Source organism: Streptomyces sp. NPDC051180 (assembly GCF_040689545.1).
GTDB lineage: Bacteria > Actinomycetota > Actinomycetes > Streptomycetales > Streptomycetaceae > Streptomyces.
Genome location: NZ_JBFBBC010000001.1, coordinates 310,211 through 328,746, shown reverse-complemented (window position 1 = coordinate 328,746; position 18,536 = coordinate 310,211). Strand labels below are relative to the sequence as shown.

The following is an 18,536-nucleotide window of genomic DNA, read 5'->3' as shown; positions in this document are numbered from 1 at the left end:
CGCGCGCACCCAGGTAGGGACGAAGGCCCTGCGGAGGGCTGTCGAACCCCCGCTCGACTCCCCCTCCAGGGCTTCAGGTGAGAGTAGGCTTACCTAACCAATTGCTACGTCTCCGTGGAGGATGCAGATGCCAACGGGCGCACCGACAGGGGGACTCGTCCTCCGACGGGCGATCAGAGAGCAACGCGGACGCGTCATCGCCGCCTCCCTGCTCGGCATGACCCACCAGGGCTGCGAGGCACTGGTCCCCGTGGTCATCGGCGTCGTCATCGACTCGGCGGTGGCGACCGGGTCCTCCGGCGCGCTCCTGCGCTGGCTGCTCGTCCTCGCGGGCCTCTTCCTGGTCCTCTCCACCTGCTACCGCACGAGCGCCCGGATCACCGAGGGCACCGGCGAACTCGCCGCGCACCGCCTCAGGATGCAGCTGGCCGCCCGGGTCCTCGACCCCCGGGGCGGCGCCGACGCCGACCGGCTGCCCGGCGCCCTGACCAGCATCGCCACCAACGACGCCCGGCGGGTGGGCTCGGTGGCCACCGTCCTCGCGTACGGGGTGTCGGCCGTCGCCGCCCTCGTGATCAGCGCCGTCGCGCTGCTGAGGATCTCCGTACCGCTCGGCCTCCTCGTCCTCCTCGGCATCCCCCCGCTCCTCTGGCTCGGCCACCGCATCAGCCGGCCCCTCGAACGGCGCAGCGAGACCGAACAGGAGCGCGCCGCCCACGCGTCGGGCGTCGCCGCCGACCTCGTCGCCGGACTCCGCGTCCTCAAGGGCATGGGCGCCGAGTCCGCGGCCGTCGCCCGCTACCGCACCACGAGCCGCGACTCGCTCGCCGCCGCCCTGCGCGCCGCCCGCAGCAGGGCCGGGCACGAGGGCGCGATCCTCGCGCTGACCGGGGTGTTCATCGCCGTGATCGGCATGGTCGGCGCCTACCTCGCCATGGACGGGAGCATCAGCGTCGGCGACCTCGTGGCCGCCGTCGGCCTGGCCCAGTTCCTCCTCGGCCCCTTCCAGCTCCTCACCTACGTCAACGCCGAACTCGCCCAGGGACGGGCCTCGGCCCGGCGGATCGCCGAGGTCCTCGCCTCCCCCGCCACCGTCGAGGGCGGCGACGCGGAACCGGCCGTCCCGGCCGCCGGCCGCCTCACCCTGCGCGGTGTGTCCCTCGGCACCCTGCGGGGCGTGGACCTCGACCTGCCCGCCGGCAGCCTCACCGGAGTCGTCGCCGCCGACCCCGCCGTCGCCGCCGACCTGCTGCTCTGCCTGGCCCGCGAACGCGACCCGGCCGAGGGCACGGTCGCGCTCGACGGGGTGGCCCTCGCCGCGCTCGACCCCGACGCGCTGCGCCGGACGGTCCTGGTCGCCCACCACGACGCCGACCTCTTCGAGACCACGCTCCTGGAGAACGTCCGGGCCGGGGCCGGGGCCGACGCCGACCCCACGGTCGTCGACCGCGCCCTGACGGCCTCGGCGGCCGACGACGTCGCCCAGCTGCTCCCCGACGGCGCGGACACCCTCCTCGCCGAGCGCGGCCGGTCCCTCTCCGGCGGCCAGCGCCAGCGCGTGGCCCTGGCCCGCGCACTCGCCGCCGACCGGCCCGTCCTCGTCCTGCACGACCCGACCACCGCCGTCGACACCGTCACCGAGTCCCGGATCGCGGGCCGGCTGCGCGAGCTGCGGCGCGACCGCACCACCGTCCTCGTCACCACCAGCCCCGCGCTCCTCGCCGTGACCGACCGCGTGGTCGTCCTCGACGACGGCGCCGTGCGGGCCGACGGCCACCACGACGAACTCCTCGCCGCCGACGCGGCCTACCGGGCGACGGTGCTGGCATGACCCCCGCCGCCCCGCACGGGGGACGACGCGAGAAGGACGACGCATGAAGGAGACGGAACACACCATGAGCGGCAGCCCCCAGGACCGCGCGCTCCTGCCCACCGCCACCGGCGCCGAGTCGCTCGCGGCGCTCCGCACGATGCTGCACGGCCACCGGCTCCTCGCCGGCGGCGCCTTCGCCGTGCTGGTCGCCGGCACGGGCATCGGCCTGCTGACCGCACCGCTGCTCGGCCACATCGTCGACCTGGTCGTGGAGCGGCGCGGCGCCGCGGCCCTGACCCTGCCGCTCGTGCTGCTCATCGCCGTCGCGCTGGTACGGGGCGCGGCCGCCGCGCTGGGCGGCACCCTGGTCGCCCGGCTCGGCGAGACGGTCCTCGCCGCGCTGCGCGAGCAGTTCATCGAACGGGCGCTGCGGCTCCCGCTGGAACGCGTCGAGGCGGCCGGCTCCGGCGACCTCGTCTCCCGGGTGACCAGCGACGTGACCGTGATCGCGAAGTCGGTGCGGCAGGCGCTGCCCGAGTTCAGCCGCTCCGCGCTCACCATCGTCCTCACCTTCGGCGGACTCGCCGTCCTCGACTGGCGGTTCCTCGTCGCCGCGCTGCTCGCCACGCCCGTCCAGGTCCTGTCGGTCCGCTGGTACCTGCGGCGCGCCGCTCCCGTGTACGGCGAACACCGCGTCGCCACCGGCGCGCTGCAGCACCAGCTGCTCGACAGCGTGGGCGGGGTGCGGACCGTCCGCGCCTTCCGTCTCGGCGCCCCCCACACCGGCCTCCTGGAGCGGCGGTCGGAGGCCGCCCGCGACCTCGGCCTGCGCGGCATCCACATCGTGACCGGGTTCTTCTCCCGTCTGAACCTCGGCGAGTTCGTCGGTCTCGCCGCGATGCTCGCCACGGGATTCGTCCTGGTGGACCGCGGCGCGGTCAGCATCGGCACGGCCACCGCCGCCGCGCTGTACTTCCACAGCCTCTTCAACCCGGTCAACGCCACCCTGTTCCTCCTGGACGACGCCCAGTCGGCGGGCGCGAGCTTCGCCCGCCTCGTCGGCGTCTCCGCGCTGCCCGCCGAACGCGAGCCGCAGGGCACCGACGCCCCGGCCGACGGCTCGGTCCGGGTCAGCGGGGTCGATCACGCTTACGGCACCGGGGCCCCGGTCCTCCACGCGATCGACCTCCAGGTGCGCGACGGGGAACGGGTCGCCCTGGTCGGCGCCAGCGGCGCCGGCAAGACCACCCTCGCCAAGGTCATCGCGGGGGTGCACGAGCCCACGGCCGGCTCGATCACCCTCGGGGGCGTCGACGCCGCGAAGCTGGGACCCGCCGGCGTCCGCCGCGCGGTCAGCCTCATCAGCCAGGAGGTCCACGTCTTCGCCGGGCCCCTCGCCGAGGACCTGCGCCTCGCCCGCCCCGACGCGGACGACGCCGCCCTGCGCGCGGCCCTGGACCACGTCGGCGCCCTCGAATGGGCCGAGGCCCTCCCCGACGGCCTCGCCACCGTCGTCGGAGAGGGCGGGCACCGCCTCACCGTGACCCAGGCCCAGCACCTCGCCCTCGCCCGGCTCGTCCTCGCCGACCCTCCCGTCGCCCTGCTCGACGAGGCCACCGCCGACGCGGGCAGCGCCGGCGCCCGCGTGCTCGAAGAGGCCGCCGCCCGCACCCTCGAAGGCCGTACGGGCCTGGTCGTCGCCCATCGGCTCCCCCAGGCCGCAGCCGCCGACCGGGTCGTCGTCCTCGACCGCGGCCGCGTCGTCGAGACCGGCACCCACGCCGAACTCGTCGCCGCCGGCGGCCGCTACGCCGACCTGTGGGCCGCCTGGTCCGACAGCCGCCGCACCCCCGCCGAGGCCATCCCCCACCCCTCCGGCGACCCCGCGGCCCTCACGCCGCCGACCCTCTGATCCGGCGGCCGTCCGATCCGACGGCCGCCGCACACCGCGAAGCCGCCCGCCGGGACGTTCCCGGCGGGCGGCTTCGCGGTGTGCGGGCGGGTCAGCCCTGCCGGGCGACGAGGCCGGCGGGGCGGAGGTCGGTCCAGTGGGCCTCGACGTAGGCGAGGCAGGCGTCACGGGTGTCGTCGCCGAAGACCGTGCGCCAGCCGGCGGGGACGGCGGCGAAGGAGGGCCACAGCGAGTGCTGGTTCTCCTCGTTGACGAGGACCAGGAAGCGGGCCTGCGGGTCCTCGAAGGGGTTGGTCGTCATGCGTTCTCGCTCCTTGTGGATGTGACGGGGAACAGCCGGGAGAGGGGCTGTCCGGGATCGGCCGCCACCGTGCGCAGCAGGGCCTGGAGTTCGTCGGCGAGCCGGCGGGCCTCGGCCGCGCCGAGCCGTCCGGTCGCGTGGATCAGGGCGCAGTGCACGGCTCCTCCGCCGCGGGGCTCGTGGAAGCTCAGCGTGAGGTCGGCGCGTGCAGGGCCGGTCGGGAGGGCCTGGAGGATCCCGAGACCGCCCTCCAGCACGTCGAGGTCGGCCTGTTCGTGGTGGATCACCATCACCTGGGGTCCGCCGGGCCGCAGTCCGGCCGTGCGAACGACCTCGTCGAAGGGGACGTCCTGACGGTCGAGGGCGCTGAGGGTGGTCTCCCGCACACGGCGCAGGAGTTCCGTGAAGGTGGGGTCGCCGGCGGTGTCGGTGCGGAGGAGGACGGTGTTGAAGAAGCAGCCGACGAGGTCGCCGAGACGGTCGTCGGTGCGTCCGGCGACCATCGTGCCGACGGGGAGGTCGGTGCCGGCGCCGTGGGCGGTGAGGAGCGCGGCCAGGGCCGAGTGGAGGACCATGAACATGCTGGTGCCGGTGGCGGCGGCGAGCCGGTCGACGTCCGCGTGCAGGGCCTCGTCGAGGACGAACCCGACGTGTCCCGCCTCCCGGTCGGCCGCGGTGCCGTCCCCCGGCGGTGCGGGCGCGTCGGCGGGCAGGGCGAGTTCGCCCGGGGCGTCCCGCAGCGTCGTCCGCCAGTAGGCGAGTTGGCGACCGCCCCGGCTGTCGGGGTCGGCGAGGTCGCCGAGGACCTCGTGGGCCCAGCGCGTGTAGTCGGCGTAGCTCACCGGCAGCGGGGGCCAGTCGGGGGTCCGACCGGCCGTGCGGGCGCCGTAGGCCGTGGTGAGGTCGCGCAGGAGCGGGACGACCGACCATTCGTCGACGGCGAGGTAGTGCAGGGTGAGGACGACCGCCTGGGCGCCGTCGGGGTCGGTGAGCAGCCGGGCGCGGAGCGGGGCCTCTCGCTCCAGGTCCGGTGTCAGCGCGCCGAGTTCGACGGCGCGGGCGTCCGGGTCGGCGCAGTGCTCGGTCGTGAGCACGGGAGCGGGGACGCCGCGGTGGACCGCCCGTCCGTCGTGTTCGGCGAAGGCCGTGCGCAGCGGTTCGTGGCGGGCGGTGACGTCGGCGAGGGCGGTGGCGAGGGCCTCGGCGTCGAGTCCGCCGGGCGACCGCAGCACCAGGGTGTGGTCGAAGCCGGGTCGGCGCCGGTGGGTCTGCCACTGCCACTGCTGGACGGGCGCCGCGGGGCGTACGCCGCCGTCGTCGGCCGTGGTGTCCCCGGGCCGCAGTGCGGGCCGTGCGGCGGCGGCGCCGTCGAGCTTGGCGGCGATGCCGGCGACGGTGAGCGCGTCGAAGACGTCCCGGATGCTCAGTTCGGCGCCGCACTCGGTGCGGATCCGGCCGAGCAGCCGCATCGCGGCCATGGAGTGGCCGCCGAGCTCGAAGAAGCTGTCGTGGACGCCGACGTCGTCGAGCCGGAGGATCTCGCGGAACAGGGCGGCGATCCGTGCCTGGGTGGCCGTCGCGGGCCGCGCGTCGCCGGTCATCCCCGACCAGTCGGGGGCGGGCAGCGCCCTGCGGTCCAGCTTGCCGTTGGGTGTCAGGGGCAGTGGCCCGGCGAGCGGGACGACGAGGGCCGGGACCATGTACTCGGGCAGGCGCCCGGCGACGTGGGCCCGCAGCTCCCTCGGGTCGAGCCCGCCCGGTGCGCCGTGCCCGGTCTCGGGGACGGCGTAGCCGACGAGGCGGACGATGTCGCCGTCGCGGTCGGGCAGGACGGCGGCCTGGGCGACGGACGGGTGGGCGGCGAGCGCCGCCTCGATCTCGCCGAGTTCGATGCGGAAGCCGCGGATCTTCACCTGGGTGTCGACCCGGCCGAGGAAGTCGAGGTTGCCGTCGGCGCGCCAGCGGGCGCGGTCGCCGGTGCGGTACATCCGGCCGCCGGGGGCGCCGAACGGGTCGGCGACGAACCGTTCCGAGGTGAGCCCGGGCTGCCGGAGGTAGCCGCGGGCGAGGCCGCGCCCGGCCACGTACAGCTCGCCGGTCACGCCGGGCGGCACGGGCCGCAGGTGCTCGTCGAGGACGTAGCAGCGGGTGTTGGGGTCGGGGCGGCCGATGGGGACCCGGCCGGGGACCCGGCCGCCGTGCTCGCGGGCGGGCCACAGGGTGGAGTTGACGGTCGCCTCGGTGAGTCCGTAGGCGCAGATCAGGTGGGCCGTGGCGCCGAACCGCTCGAAGAGGTCCGGCGGCACGGTCTCGGTGCCGACGAGGACGGTCGAGCCGTCCGGGAGCGCGCAGCCGGGGGGCAGCGCGGACATCAGCGACGGCGGCAGGATCATGTGGGTGATCCGCTGGTCGGCGAGGAAGTCGGTGAGGGCGGGTCCGGCGACCCTGGCCTCGTCGCTGACGAGGACGAGGCGGCCGCCGTGGCAGAGCGCCATGGCCAGTTCGAAGGCGAAGACGTCGAAGCCGATCGAGGCGAACTGGAGGACGTGGCTGTCGCGGCGCAGGCCCATGCGGTCGACGGCGGTGGCGACCAGGCTGGCGATGCCCTCGTGCGGGACGACGACGCCCTTGGGGCGGCCGGTCGAACCCGAGGTGTAGATCACGTACGCGGCCTGGTCGAGGACGGCCGGCGCGGCGGGCGGCGGGGTCTCGGGGCAGGCGTCGAGCGCGGCGACGGTCTCCGGGGCGTCGAGGAGGACCACGGGCACGCCGGGGACGTCCGGGATCTTGCCGGCGACCGGCTCGGTGCCGACGACGACGGCCGTGCCCGAGTTCTCGATCATGTAGGTGAGGCGGTCGCCGGGGTGGACCAGGTCGAGCGGGAGGAAGGCGGCGCCGAGCTTCAGGGCGGCGAGCACGGTGGCGACCATGTCCACCGAGCGCGGCACGGCCACGCCGACGACGCTCTCGGTGCCGGCTCCGCGGGCGGCGAGGAGATGCGCGATGCGGTCGGCTCGGGCGTCGAGGGCGGCGTACGTGACCTGACGGGAGCGTTCGACGACGGCGATCGCGTCGGGGGTCTCGGCGACCCGGCGGGCGAAGAGCGCGGGGAAGGTCTCCTCGTCGACGGCGCGGGGCGGCCCGTTGAAGCCCTCCAGGACCTGCCGCTCCTCCTCGTCGGTGAGGACGCGGGCCCGGGACAGCGGCCGGTCGGGGGCTGCGACGAGCGCCGTGACGAGTCGGCGGAGGCGGTCGCCGATGAGCCGGGCGGTCGCCGGGTCGAAGAGTTCGCCGGCGAACTCCAGGCGGCAGCCGAGGGAGTCGCTCCGGCCGTCGGCGGACGTGTGCTCGGTGAAGCTGAACACGAGGTCGAACTTGGCGGTGCCGATTCGGTACGGCACGTACCGTGCCCGGAGTCCCGGCAGCCGCAGCTCGTCGTCGGTGCGGACGTGGTGGCCGACCATCACCTGGAAGAGCGGGTTGCGGGAGAGGGAGCGGGTCGGGTTGATGGTCTCCACGACGGCCTCGAACGGCACGTCGGCGTGGGAGAACGCGGCCAGGTCGGTGGCGCGGACGCGGGCGAGCAGTTCGGTGAAGGTGGGGTCGCCGCCGAGGTCGGTGCGCAGGACCAGGGTGTTGACGAAGAAGCCGACCAGTTCGTCGAGGGCTTCGTCGCCGCGGCCCGCGATGGGCGCGCCGAGCGGGATGTCGGTGCCCGCGCCGAGGCGGTGGAGGAGGGCGGCCACGGCCGCGTGCACCACCATGAACATGCTGGCGCCGGCGTCGCGGGCGAGCCGCCTGAGTCCCTCGTGGACCTCGGGGTCGAAGGCGATGTCGACCTCGGCCCCGGCGAACGTGGGCCGGGCCGGGCGCGGCCGGTCGGTGGGCAGGTCCAGCTCCTCGGGGGCGCCGGCCAGGGCCGTCCGCCAGTAGGCGAGCTGGCGGGCCGCGAGGCCGGTGCCGTCGGCCGGGTCGCCCAGGAGGCGCTGCTGCCAGAGCGCGTAGTCGGCGTACTGGACGGGCAGCGGCTCCCAGGCGGGGGCGGTGCCGGCGAGGCGGGCCGTGTAGGCGGTGGTCAGGTCCCGCAGGAACGGGCGGTCGGACCACTCGTCGGTGGTGATGTGGTGGAGGAGGAGCACGACGACGTGGTCGTCGGGGGCGAGCTCCACGACGGTGGCGCGGACGGGCGGTTCGGTGGCGAGGTCGAAGGGCCGACGGACGGCGGTGTCGACGATGCCGGGGAGCGCGTCCTCGTCGGCGCGCAGGTGCTCGACGGGCACCGGGGCGGAGCCGCCGGGCAGGATGCGCTGGCGGGCCTGGCCGTCGTGCTCGACGACGAGGGTGCGCAGGGCCTCGTGCCGGTCGGCGACGTCGCCGAGCGCGCGGGCCCAGGCGGCGCGGTCGAAGGCGCCGCCGAGCCGCAGGACGAGCGGGAAGTTGTACGCGGCCGAGGTGCATTCGATCTGCTGGACGACCCAGAGCCGCTGCTGGGCGTGCGAGAGCGGCAGTCCGTCGGCCGGGTCGGCGGCCGTGCGGGCGGTCAGGGCGGGGCGGGCGGCGCCGCGCGGGGCGTCGGCGCGCTCCACCAGCTCGGCGACGGTGGGCGCCTCGAAGAGGTCCCGGATGGCCAGTTCGGCGTCGAGCGCGGTGCGGGCGCGGCTGACGAGACGGGTGGCGAGCAGCGAGTGGCCGCCGAGGTCGAAGAAGTCGCCGTCGATGCCGACGCTGCCCTCGGGGAGGCCGAGCACCTCGGCGAAGAGCGCGCACAGCGTCTCCTCCCGCGGGGTGCGGGGGGCGCGGCTCGCGCCGGTGCCGGCGAGGTCGGGGGCGGGCAGGGCCTTGGTGTCGAGCTTGCCGTTGACGGTCAGCGGCAGGGTGGAGACGGTGACGAGGGCGGCCGGGACCATGTAGTCGGGGAGCCGGGACCTGAGGTGGTCGCGCAGCCTGCGGGCCGTCTCCTCGTCCTGCCCGGCGTCGCCCGGCGCGTCCCCGCCCGGCGCGGACCGTGCGCCGTCCTCCCGTACGACGTAGCCGACCAGGCGCTTGGTCCCGGCGTGCTCGTGCACGACGACGGCGGCGTGGGCGACCTCGGGGTGGTCGGAGAGGGCGGTGGCGATCTCGCCGAGCTCGACGCGGTAGCCGCGGATCTTGACCTGGTCGTCGGTGCGGCCGAGGAAGTCGAGCAGGCCGTCGGGCCGCTGACGCACGAGGTCCCCGGTGCGGTACATGCGCTCGCCGGGCTCGCCGAACGGGTCGGCGACGAACCGCTCGGCGGTCAGGCCGGCCCGCTCGTGGTAGCCGCGGGCCAGGCCGGTGCCGGCGATGTACAGCTCGCCCGGGCAGCCCGGCGGGACCGGGCGCAGCAGGGTGTCGAGAATGTGGGCGCGGGTGTTGCGGATGGGCCTGCCGACGGTCGGGGTGGCGCTGTCGGCGGTGGAGCCGCCGAGGGTGTTGATCGTGTACTCGGTGGGGCCGTACAGGTTGTAGCCGTAGGTGTCCTCGGTCCGGCCGAGCCGCGACCAGACGGTGTCGGACACGGCCTCGCCGCCGAGCAGGACGAGGGCCGGCCGGTGCTTCCCGGCGGTCGCGTCCCGGTCGAGCAGGCCCTCCTCGATGAGCAGCTGGGCATAGGTCGGCGTGACGTTGACGACGTCGACGCGGTGCTCGTCGCAGTAGGCGACCAGCGCCTCGGCGTCGCGGCGCAGCTCCTCGTCGCAGACGTGGACCTCGTGGCCCTCGACGAGCCAGAGCAGCTCCTCCCACGACATGTCGAAGGCGAAGGAGACGGTGTGGGCGATGCGCAGCCGGCGGCCGCCGGCCGAGGCGATGGCCGGGTCGAAGACCTCCTTCTGGTGGTTGAGCTGCATGTTCGTCAGTCCCCGGTAGGGGGTGACGACGCCCTTGGGGCGGCCGGTCGAGCCGGAGGTGTAGATGACGTAGGCGGGGTGTTCCAGGCGTCCGGGGACCCCGCGGGCGAAGGCGGGCCGCTCGGTGTCGGCGATCCCGTCGCCGGGCTGCGCGGCGAGCTCGGCGGCCGTGGCCGGGTCGTCGAGGAGCAGTTCGGGGGCGACGGGCCCGTCCGCGCCGCGCAGGGTCGGGGCGACGGCGGTCGTGGACACCAGGCAGAGCGGTCCGGTGTCCTCGGCCATCAGCCGGAGCCGGTCGGCGGGGTGGTCGAGGTCGAGCGGCAGGTAGGCGGCGCCGGTCCGCAGCACGGCGAAGAGCGCGGCCACCATCTCGATGGACCGGGGCAGCGCGAGCGCCACCACCGTCTCGGGGCCGGCGCCGCGGGCGAGCAGCAGCCGGGCGAGCCGGTTGACCTGGGCGTCGAACGCGGCGTACGTGAGGGCGCGGTCGCCGAAGACCAGTGCCACGGCGTCGGGGGTGCGGGCGACCTGCGCCGTGAGCATGTCGGCGACGGTCTCGTCGGGGACCTCCTCGCGGCCGGCCTCCCGGGCGGCCGCGAGCGCGGCCTGCTCCTCGGGCAGCAGCAGGTCGACGGCCGCGGCCCGGACGGACGCGGCGTCCGGGCCGTCGAGGGCCTCGCCGAGGCGGTCGAGGACGGTGGTGAACCGGGCGAGGACCGTGGCGGCGTCCGCCTCGGCGAACAGGTCGGGCCGGGCGGCGAGCGTCACCTTCAGCCGGACGCCGGGGGTGACGATGAGGGTGAGCGGGAAGTGGGTGCCGTCCACGTTGGACACGCCCGTGATGCCGTGCCGCTCCCGGAGCGCCGCCGCCCGGTCCTCCCCGTCGGCGGACCGGAGCACGAACAGCGTGTCGAAGAGCCGGCGGTGGCCGGTCTCCTGCTGGAGGGTACCGAGGCCCACGTACTCGTACGGCATGACGGAGGCGCGCGCGGCCTGCGTCCGGTGGAGCAGGTCGAGCAGCGGTTCGTCGGCGGTGAGGGAGACGCGGGCGGGGACGGTGTTGAGGAACATGCCGATGATGCCGGCGACCTTCGGCACGTCCGCCGGGCGTCCGGCGACCGCCGTGCCGAAGACGACGTCGGGGCGGCCCGTCATGGCCGAGAGGACGAGGCCCCAGGCGGCGTTGAGGACGGTGTTCAGGGTGAGTCCGTGGCGGCGGGCGAGACCGCGCAGCCGGTCGCTGCTCTCCCGGCTGAGGAGAGAGTCCTGGTCCACCGGGATGACGGGACCCGCGTCGCGGCCGGCCGGCGCGACCAGCGTGGGTTCGTCGAACCCGGCGAGCGCCTCGCGCCAGGTCTCCAGGGCGGCCGTGGTGTCCTGGGCGTCCAGCCAGGCGAGGTAGTCGCGGTACGAGCCGGGCAGCGCGAGGCCGGTGCCGTCGCCGGCCCGCTCGTACAGCGTGAACAGCTCCTCCAGGAAGAGCCAGGCGGACCAGCCGTCCCACAGGATGAGGTGGTGGGTGAGGACGAGCCGGTCGCGGCCGTCGCCGAGGCGGATGAGGAGGAGACGGCACAGCGGGACCGAGGAGAGGTCGAAGCGCCGCCTGCGGTCGGCGGCGAGCAGCTCCTCGACGCGGGCGCGCCGCTCGTCGGCCGGGAGCCCCGAGAGGTCGGCCTCGACGAGCGGGATCTCGGCGCCGTCGGCGATGAACTGCACCGGGCGGGGCAGTCCGTCGCCGGTGAACCCGGCGCGCAGGCCGGTGTTGCGGTCGAGGAGGGTCCGGCACGCGGCCCGCAGGCGGTCGGCGTCGACGCGGCGGTCGAAGTCCAGGGTCTCCTGCGACTGGTAGACGTCGAGCGCGTCGCCCGCGTCGTAGCCGGCGTGGAAGTACATGCCCTCCTGGAGCGGGGAGAGCGGCCAGACGTCCGTCACCGGGAGCCCGGCGGCGGCCGTGACGCGTTCCCGCTCCTCCGCGGTGAGGACGAGTCCGCCGAGCGCGGCGGGTGCCGGGGGTTCGGCGGGCGCGGCGGCGGTCAGCTGGTCGAGGAGGGCCCGGAGTGCGGGGTCGACGGCCGCGCCGGACTGCTGCTGGAGGGCGAGGACGGCCTGGAGGGCGGCGGCGGCCTGGCCCGCGTCGGAGGCGGAGACGGTCACGCCGTCCTGGTTCACGGGTACCTCGGGTGTCTGGGGGTTCGGTCGGTGGGCGGGGGGCGTCCCGGCCAGGGCCGCGCGTGCGGCGGCCTCGGCGAGGGCGGCGGGCGTGCGGTGGACGAACACGTCGCGCGGGCTCAGCGTCATCCCGTGCTCGCGGGCCCGGGTCGCGACGACGATCGAGGTGAGACTGTCGCCGCCGAGGACGAAGAAGTCGTCGTCGACGCCGATCCCGTCCACCCCGAGGACGTCGGCGAGGATCGCGCACAGGGCGTGCTCGCGGGCGTCGGACGGGGCCCGGCCGCCCTCTCGCGGCGCACGTGCGGGTGAGGGCAGCGCGTTCTGGTCCAGTTTTCCGCTCGGTGTCAGGGGCAGTGCGTCGAGGACGACGACGGCGGCCGGCACCAGGGGCGCGGGCAGCGCGCCGGCGAGCGCCGCGTGCAGCGCCTCGCCGTCCGGGGCGGTCCCCGGCGCCGGGACGGCGTAGCCGACGAGGGCTCCGTCGCGGACGGTCACGGCCGCGCGGGCGACGCCGGGCAGGGCCGCGAGGGCGGCCTCGATCTCGCCCGGCTCGATGCGGTTGCCCCGGATCTTGACCTGGCGGTCGGTGCGGCCGAGGTACTCGACCGCGCCGTCGGCGCGGCGGCGCACCAGGTCCCCGGTGCGGTACATCCGCTCCCCCGGGCCGCCGTACGGGTCGGCCACGAACCGCTCGGCGGTCAGCGCCGGCCGCCCGTGGTAGCCCCGTGCGAGCTGGACGCCCGCGAGGTACAGCTCGCCGGGCACGCCGTCCGGCACCGGGCGCAGGAACGGGTCCAGGACGTGCAGCCGGGTGTTCCAGACGGGCCGGCCGATGGGGACCGCCGGCTCGTCGGCTCCCTCGTACGGGAAGTACGTGACGTCCACGGCCGCTTCGGTGGGGCCGTACAGGTTGTGCAGCGGGACGGGAGCCCGGCCGGCGCGTGCGGTGAGCTCCGACCAGCGCCGTGCGTCGGTGCCGCCGAGCGCCTCGCCGCTGCAGAACACCCGGCGCAGGCTCGTCGCCCACCGGGGGTCGCCCGGCACCGCCTCCCGCGCCTGCACGAACGCGGCGAGCATGGAGGGCACGAAGTGCGCGGTGGTGACGCCGTGTTCCTCGATCAGCCGGGCCAGCAGGCCCGGGTCGCGGTGGGCGTCGGGGCGGGCGAGGACGACCGTGGCGCCTTCGACGAGGGCCCAGAAGAACTCCCACACGGACACGTCGAAGCTGGACGGTGTCTTCTGCAGGACCCGGTCGTCGGCGGTCAGCCCGTACTGGCCCTGCATCCAGGCCAGTCGGTTCACCACGGCCCGGTGGGTGACGGCGACGCCCTTGGGGCGGCCGGTGGATCCGGAGGTGTAGATGAGGTAGGCGGGGTGGTCGGGTCCCGCCGTGGGGGCGGCCGCCTCCGGGGTGTCGTACGGGGCGGCCGTCGCGTCCGGCTCCTCCGGTTCCCCGGGTCGTCCGACGACGAGGCGGGTGAGGCCGGGGAGGTCGGGCAGTCGTCCGGCGGCCGCGTCGGTCGTCACGACCGTGCTCGCGCCCGAGTCGGCGAGCATGAACGCGACCCGGTCGGCCGGGTAGTCGAGGTCGACGGGCAGGTAGGCGGCGCCCGCCTTGAGGACGCCGAGGAGGGACACCATCAGTTCGGCGGAGCGCGGCACCGCGACGGCGACGTACTCCTCGGGTCCGGCGCCGTGCGCCCGCAGGCGCCGGGCCAGCCGTTCGGCCCGGCGGTCCAGCTCCGCGTAGGTCAGGGTGGTGTCGTCGAAGACGACGGCCGGGGCGTGCGGGGTGTCGGCGACCCGTGCGGCGAAGAGCGAGGCGATCGTCGCGTCGGGCAGCGGGCGCGCGGTGGCGTTGAGCTCGGCGAGATGGTCGCGCTCGCGGGCGGAGAGCAGGTCGGTGCGGCCCACGGCGCGGTCGGGTTCGGCGAGCAGGGTCCGCAGCAGGGACTCGAACCGGCCGGCGAGGACGGCGACGGCGACCCGGTCGAGCCGGGCGGCGTCGTGCTTGAAGCGCAGCAGCAGACCGTCGGCGCCGGGCTCGACGACGAGCGCGAGGGGGTAGTGGACGGCGTCGAACACCTCGACGCCGGTGATCCGCAGCTCTCCGGGCTCCACCTGCGGGGGCGCGACCGCCGGAGAGCCCGCGCCGGTGCCCGTCGGGGGGGCTTCCGGACCGGCGGCGGTGGCCGCCGGGTAGTTCTCCAGCACGACGAGGGTGTCGAAGAGCTCGCCGCCGCCCGCGACCCGCTGGATGTCGGCGAGGCCGAGGTGCTGGTGGTCGAGGAGGGCGGCGTGTTCGTCCTGGACGCGCCGCAGCAGGCCGGTGAGGGACTCCTCGGCCCGCAGGGTGACCCGGGCCGGCACGGTGTTGACGAACAGGCCCACGGCGGAGTCCACTCCGGCGACCTCGGTGGTCCGCCCGGAGACGGTGGTGCCGAAGACGACGTCGGCGCTGCCGGTGAGCGCGCCGAGGAGGACTCCCCACAGGCCGTGGAGCACGGTGCCGAGGGTGAGGCCGTGGCGGCGTGCGTAGGCGGTGAGCGCGTCGGTGAGCTCCCGCGGCAGCCGGGTGTCCACGCGCTCCGGCTCGGCGAGGGCCCCGTGCTCCGGGGGCGCTCCGGCGAGTCGGGTGGGTCCGTCGAGCCCGTCCAGGGCCCGGCGCCACGCCTCTCTCGCGGCGTCCCGGTCCCGGCCGGCGAGCCAGGACAGGTACGGCTCGGGGGCGAAGGGCTCCGGCAGGTCGGAGACGTCCCGGTGGGCGGCGGCGAGTTCGCGCAGGAGGACGGCGACGGACCAGCCGTCGGCCACGATGTGGTGGAGGGTCAGGAGCAGCCGGTGGCGCTGTCCGTCCCTGACGAGGGTGGCGCGCATGAGCGGGGGCCGGTCGAGGGCGAACGGTTCGGCGCGGTCGGCGCGCAGCAGCTCGTCGAGCGGGGTGACGGCCGTGTCGGCCTCGCGCCACGGAAGCCTCGCGTGGTCCCCGAAGCGCTGGACGACTTCGCCGCCGGGCAGCTGCCGGAAGGAGGCGCGGAGCAACGGGTGCCGGTCGAGCAGGAGTTGGAGTGCGCCGCGCAGTCGGCCGGGGTCGACGGGGCCCGCGAGGTCGAGCAGTTCCTGGACGAGGTAGAGGTCCTCGGCGCCGCTGTCGTAGCGCGCGTGGAAGTAGAAGCCCTCCTGGAGCGGGGAGACCGGCAGGGCGTCCGTGTCGAGCGGCGCGCGGTGCGCGGGGGCGGGAGCGGCTTCGGCCGTGCGGGCGACGCGGGCGAGGGCCGCCACGGTCCGGTGGCGGAACACCTCGCGCGGGGTGAGCGCGAGTCCGGCGTCGCGGGCGCGGTTGACCAGCTGGAGGGCGACGATGCTGTCGCCGCCGAGCTCGAAGAAGCTGTCGTGGACGCCGACGGCGGGCAGGCCGAGGACGGCGGCGAAGAGCGCGGCGAGCGCGGTCTCGGCCGGGGTGCCGGGGGCGTCGGTGCCGGCCGCGGCGGTCCACCGGGGCTCGGGCAGGTCCCGGGTCGCCAGCTTGCCGTTGGGCGTCAGCGGGAGCGGCCGGTCGAGGACGACGACGGCGGAGGGGACCATGGGGTCGGGCAGGGTGGCGGCGACGTGGGCGCGCGCGGCGGCCACCGCCGCCTCGGCGTCCGTGCCGCCCGCCTCGGCGACGAGGTAGGCGACGAGGCGCTTGACGCCGCGGTGGTCCTCGCGGGCGAGGACGGCGGCCTGGGCGATGCCTGGGCAGGCCATGAGGGCGCTCTCGACCTCGCCCGGTTCGATGCGGTGGCCGCGGATCTTGATCTGGCCGTCGGCGCGGCCGAGGAACTCCAGGTTGCCGTCGGCGCCCCAGCGGACCCGGTCGCCGGTGCGGTACATCCGGGAGCCCGGCGGTCCGTAGGGATCGGCGACGAACCGTTCGCAGGTCAGTCCGGGGCGGCCCAGATAGCCGCGCGCGAGGCCGCGCCCGGCCACGTACAGCTCGCCCTCGGCGCCGACGGGGGCGGGGCGCAGGGCCGTGTCGAGCACGTAGGCGCGGGTGTTGGGGTCGGGGCGGCCGATGGGCGCCGGGCCGGGCCGGGCGGGGTCGGCGGGCCAGAGGGTGGAGTTGACGCTCGCCTCGGTGAGTCCGTACGCGACGACGACCCGGACGCGGCCGTCCCAGCGGGCGATCAGCTCGGCGGGCACCGCCTCGGTGCCGACGACGAGCACGGCGCCCTCGGGGAGCTCGCACTCCGGGGGCAGTGCCGAGACGAGCGACGGCGGCAGGATCATGTGGGTGGCACGGTGGCGCGCGATGTAGTCGGTGAGCGCGGGGCCGGCGACGCGGCGCTCGGCGGGGACGAGGACGAGCCGGCCGCCGACGCACAGCGACATGATCAGGTCCCACACGGTCACGTCGAATCCGACCGAGGCGAACTGCACGACCCTGCTGTCGGCGGTGATGCCGATGCGGTCGGTCGCGGTGGCGACGAGACTGCCGACGCCGTCGTGCGGGACGACGACGCCCTTGGGGCGGCCGGTGGAGCCAGAGGTGTAGATGACGTACGCGGCCCCGTCGAGGGGGATGTCCACCGCCGGTGCGGTGTCCTGCTGGGCCGCGCGGGCCCGGGCGGTGGCGGGGTCGTCGAGCACGAGGTGGGTGACGCCGTCCGCGGGCGGCAGCTCGCCGGCGAGGGCCCGCACGGTGAGGACGGTGCGGGCGCCGGAGTCGGTGAGCATGTGGGCGAGCCGGTCGGCGGGGTGGTCGGCGTCCAGTGGCAGGTAGGCCGCGCCGGTCTTCATCACGGCGAGGAGCGCGACGACGAGTTCGGGGGTGCGGGGCAGGGCGACTCCCACGACGTCGCCGGTTCCGGTGCCGCGGGCCGCGAGGAGCCGGGCGAGCCGGTTGGCGGCGGCGTCGAGTGCGGCGTAGGTCAGCTCCTCGTCCTCGCAGACGAGGGCGACGGCGTCGGGCGTGCGGCGGGCCTGGCGCTCGAAGGCGGCGGGCCAGGAGAGGTCCTCGACCTCGCGCGGGGAGACGCCGAACTCCTGCAGTACGCGGGCGCGTTCGCCCTCGGTGGTGAGGTAGATGTGGCCGAGGGGGCGGTCGGGTGTCTCGGCGAAGGCGTCGAGGAGGGCGAGGAAGCGTCGGCCGTGGTCGTCGAGCGCGGCCTCGTCGCAGATGTCCGCGTCCGCGTCGAGGTGGAGGGTGACGCACCGGCCGTCGGGGGTCTCGGCGAAGCCGAACGCCAGGTCGCTGACCGGGCCGAGCCATTCGGGGCGCAGGACGGCGTCGTGGTCGGCGAAGCGCAGGCCGTCGGTGCGGGGCTGGATGTTGACGGTGGGCCCGACGAGCTCCGGCACGCCGTCGACGAGGCCGAGGTCCTTGGCGAGGTCCTCGGCGCGGTACCGGCCGTGGGCGACGGCGTCGGCGATCGCGGTGGCCGTCTGCGCGAGGAGGTCGCCGACGGTCGTGGCGGGACGGACGGTCAGCCGCAGCGGGACGATGTTCGACACCATGCCGGGGACGGTCGCGGACACCTCGTCGTGGCGGGCGGTGACGGGCAGGCCGAGGACGAGGTCGGGGGCGCCGGTGACGCGGTGCAGGTAGGCGGCGACGGCCGCGGCCAGGACGCGGGACGGCCGGACGCCGGCGGCGCGGGCGGTGGCGCGCAGCCGGTCGAGGGTCCGGCCGGGGAGTTCGGCGGTGTGCCGCAGCCGGCGGGTCATGGGGGCGGCGGCCCGCTCGACGAGCCGGACGGGCTCGGTGCGTCCGGCCATCCGCTCGGCCCACCAGGTCCGGTCCTCGGCGTACCGCTCGGATGCGCGGTACTCCGCGTCGGCGGCGACGAGCCGGGCCAGGGAGCGGCCGTGGGCGGCGGGGGCCCGCTCCTCCAGGGTGTACAGCTCGCCGGCCCGGCGGGTGAGGAGGGTGACGCCCATGCCGTCGACGGCGATGTGGTGGTGGCGCTGGGCCCAGCGGACCCGGTCGTCGGAGAGCCTGAGCAGCGCGTGGGCGGTGAGCGGCTCCTCCGCGAGGTCGACGGGCCGGTCCCGGTCCGCGGCGATCCACGCGGCGGCGGCCTCCTCGGGGTCGGCGGCCTCCCGCAGGTCGACGACGCGGACGTCGACGGGCCGACTGCGGGGCAGTTGGCGCGGTCCGTCGTCGCCGGCGACGACGGACACCCGGAGGCACTCGGTCTCCTCGACGGCCCGGCGGACGGCGGCGGCGAGGCGGTGGAGGTCGACCGCGGAGCCGTCCGTGCCGTCGGCGGTGCCGGGTCCGAGGTCGAGCGTGTAGACGATGTTGTAGGCGGAGCTGTCCGGATCCATCTGCTGGGCCAGCCAGATGCCGGCCTGCCCGCCGGTGAGGGCGATTCCGGCGGTCGACACCCGGTCCGACTCGTCGTCAAACATCGTACGAAGTGGCCTTTCCCTGGTGGTGCGTCGGTGGGGGTCCCGCGGGGCGGCCTGGCCGCCCCGCGGGACCGTGCG

4 protein-coding genes are annotated in these 18,536 nt (G+C 76.0%); 2 read left to right on the top strand and 2 right to left on the bottom strand.

Features of this window, described 5'->3' with window-relative positions:
- Positions 1-127: 127 nt before the first annotated feature.
- Both AB0424_RS01485 and AB0424_RS01480 read left to right on the top strand, forming a co-directional pair.
- Positions 128-1,831 (top strand): ABC transporter ATP-binding protein, encoded by a 1,704-nt coding sequence (locus AB0424_RS01485; protein ID WP_366301293.1) that lies wholly within the window; start codon positions 128-130, stop codon positions 1,829-1,831.
- 43 nt (positions 1,832-1,874) lie between these two features.
- Positions 1,875-3,725 carry an ABC transporter ATP-binding protein gene (locus AB0424_RS01480; RefSeq protein ID WP_366301292.1) on the top strand — a complete coding sequence of 617 codons (1,851 nt, stop codon included), beginning with the start codon at positions 1,875-1,877 and terminating at the stop codon, positions 3,723-3,725.
- 91 nt (positions 3,726-3,816) lie between these two features.
- On the opposite strand, the gene AB0424_RS01475 is transcribed toward AB0424_RS01480, so the two are convergent.
- Positions 3,817-4,026 (bottom strand): MbtH family protein, encoded by a 210-nt coding sequence (locus AB0424_RS01475; protein ID WP_366301291.1) that lies wholly within the window; start codon positions 4,024-4,026, stop codon positions 3,817-3,819.
- A complete protein-coding gene (locus tag AB0424_RS01470) occupies positions 4,023-18,458 on the bottom strand; it encodes an amino acid adenylation domain-containing protein (protein ID WP_366301290.1) in 14,436 nt (4,811 codons plus the stop codon). Before AB0424_RS01470 ends, AB0424_RS01475 begins: the two co-directional genes overlap by 4 nt.
- Positions 18,459-18,536 lie beyond the last annotated feature (78 nt).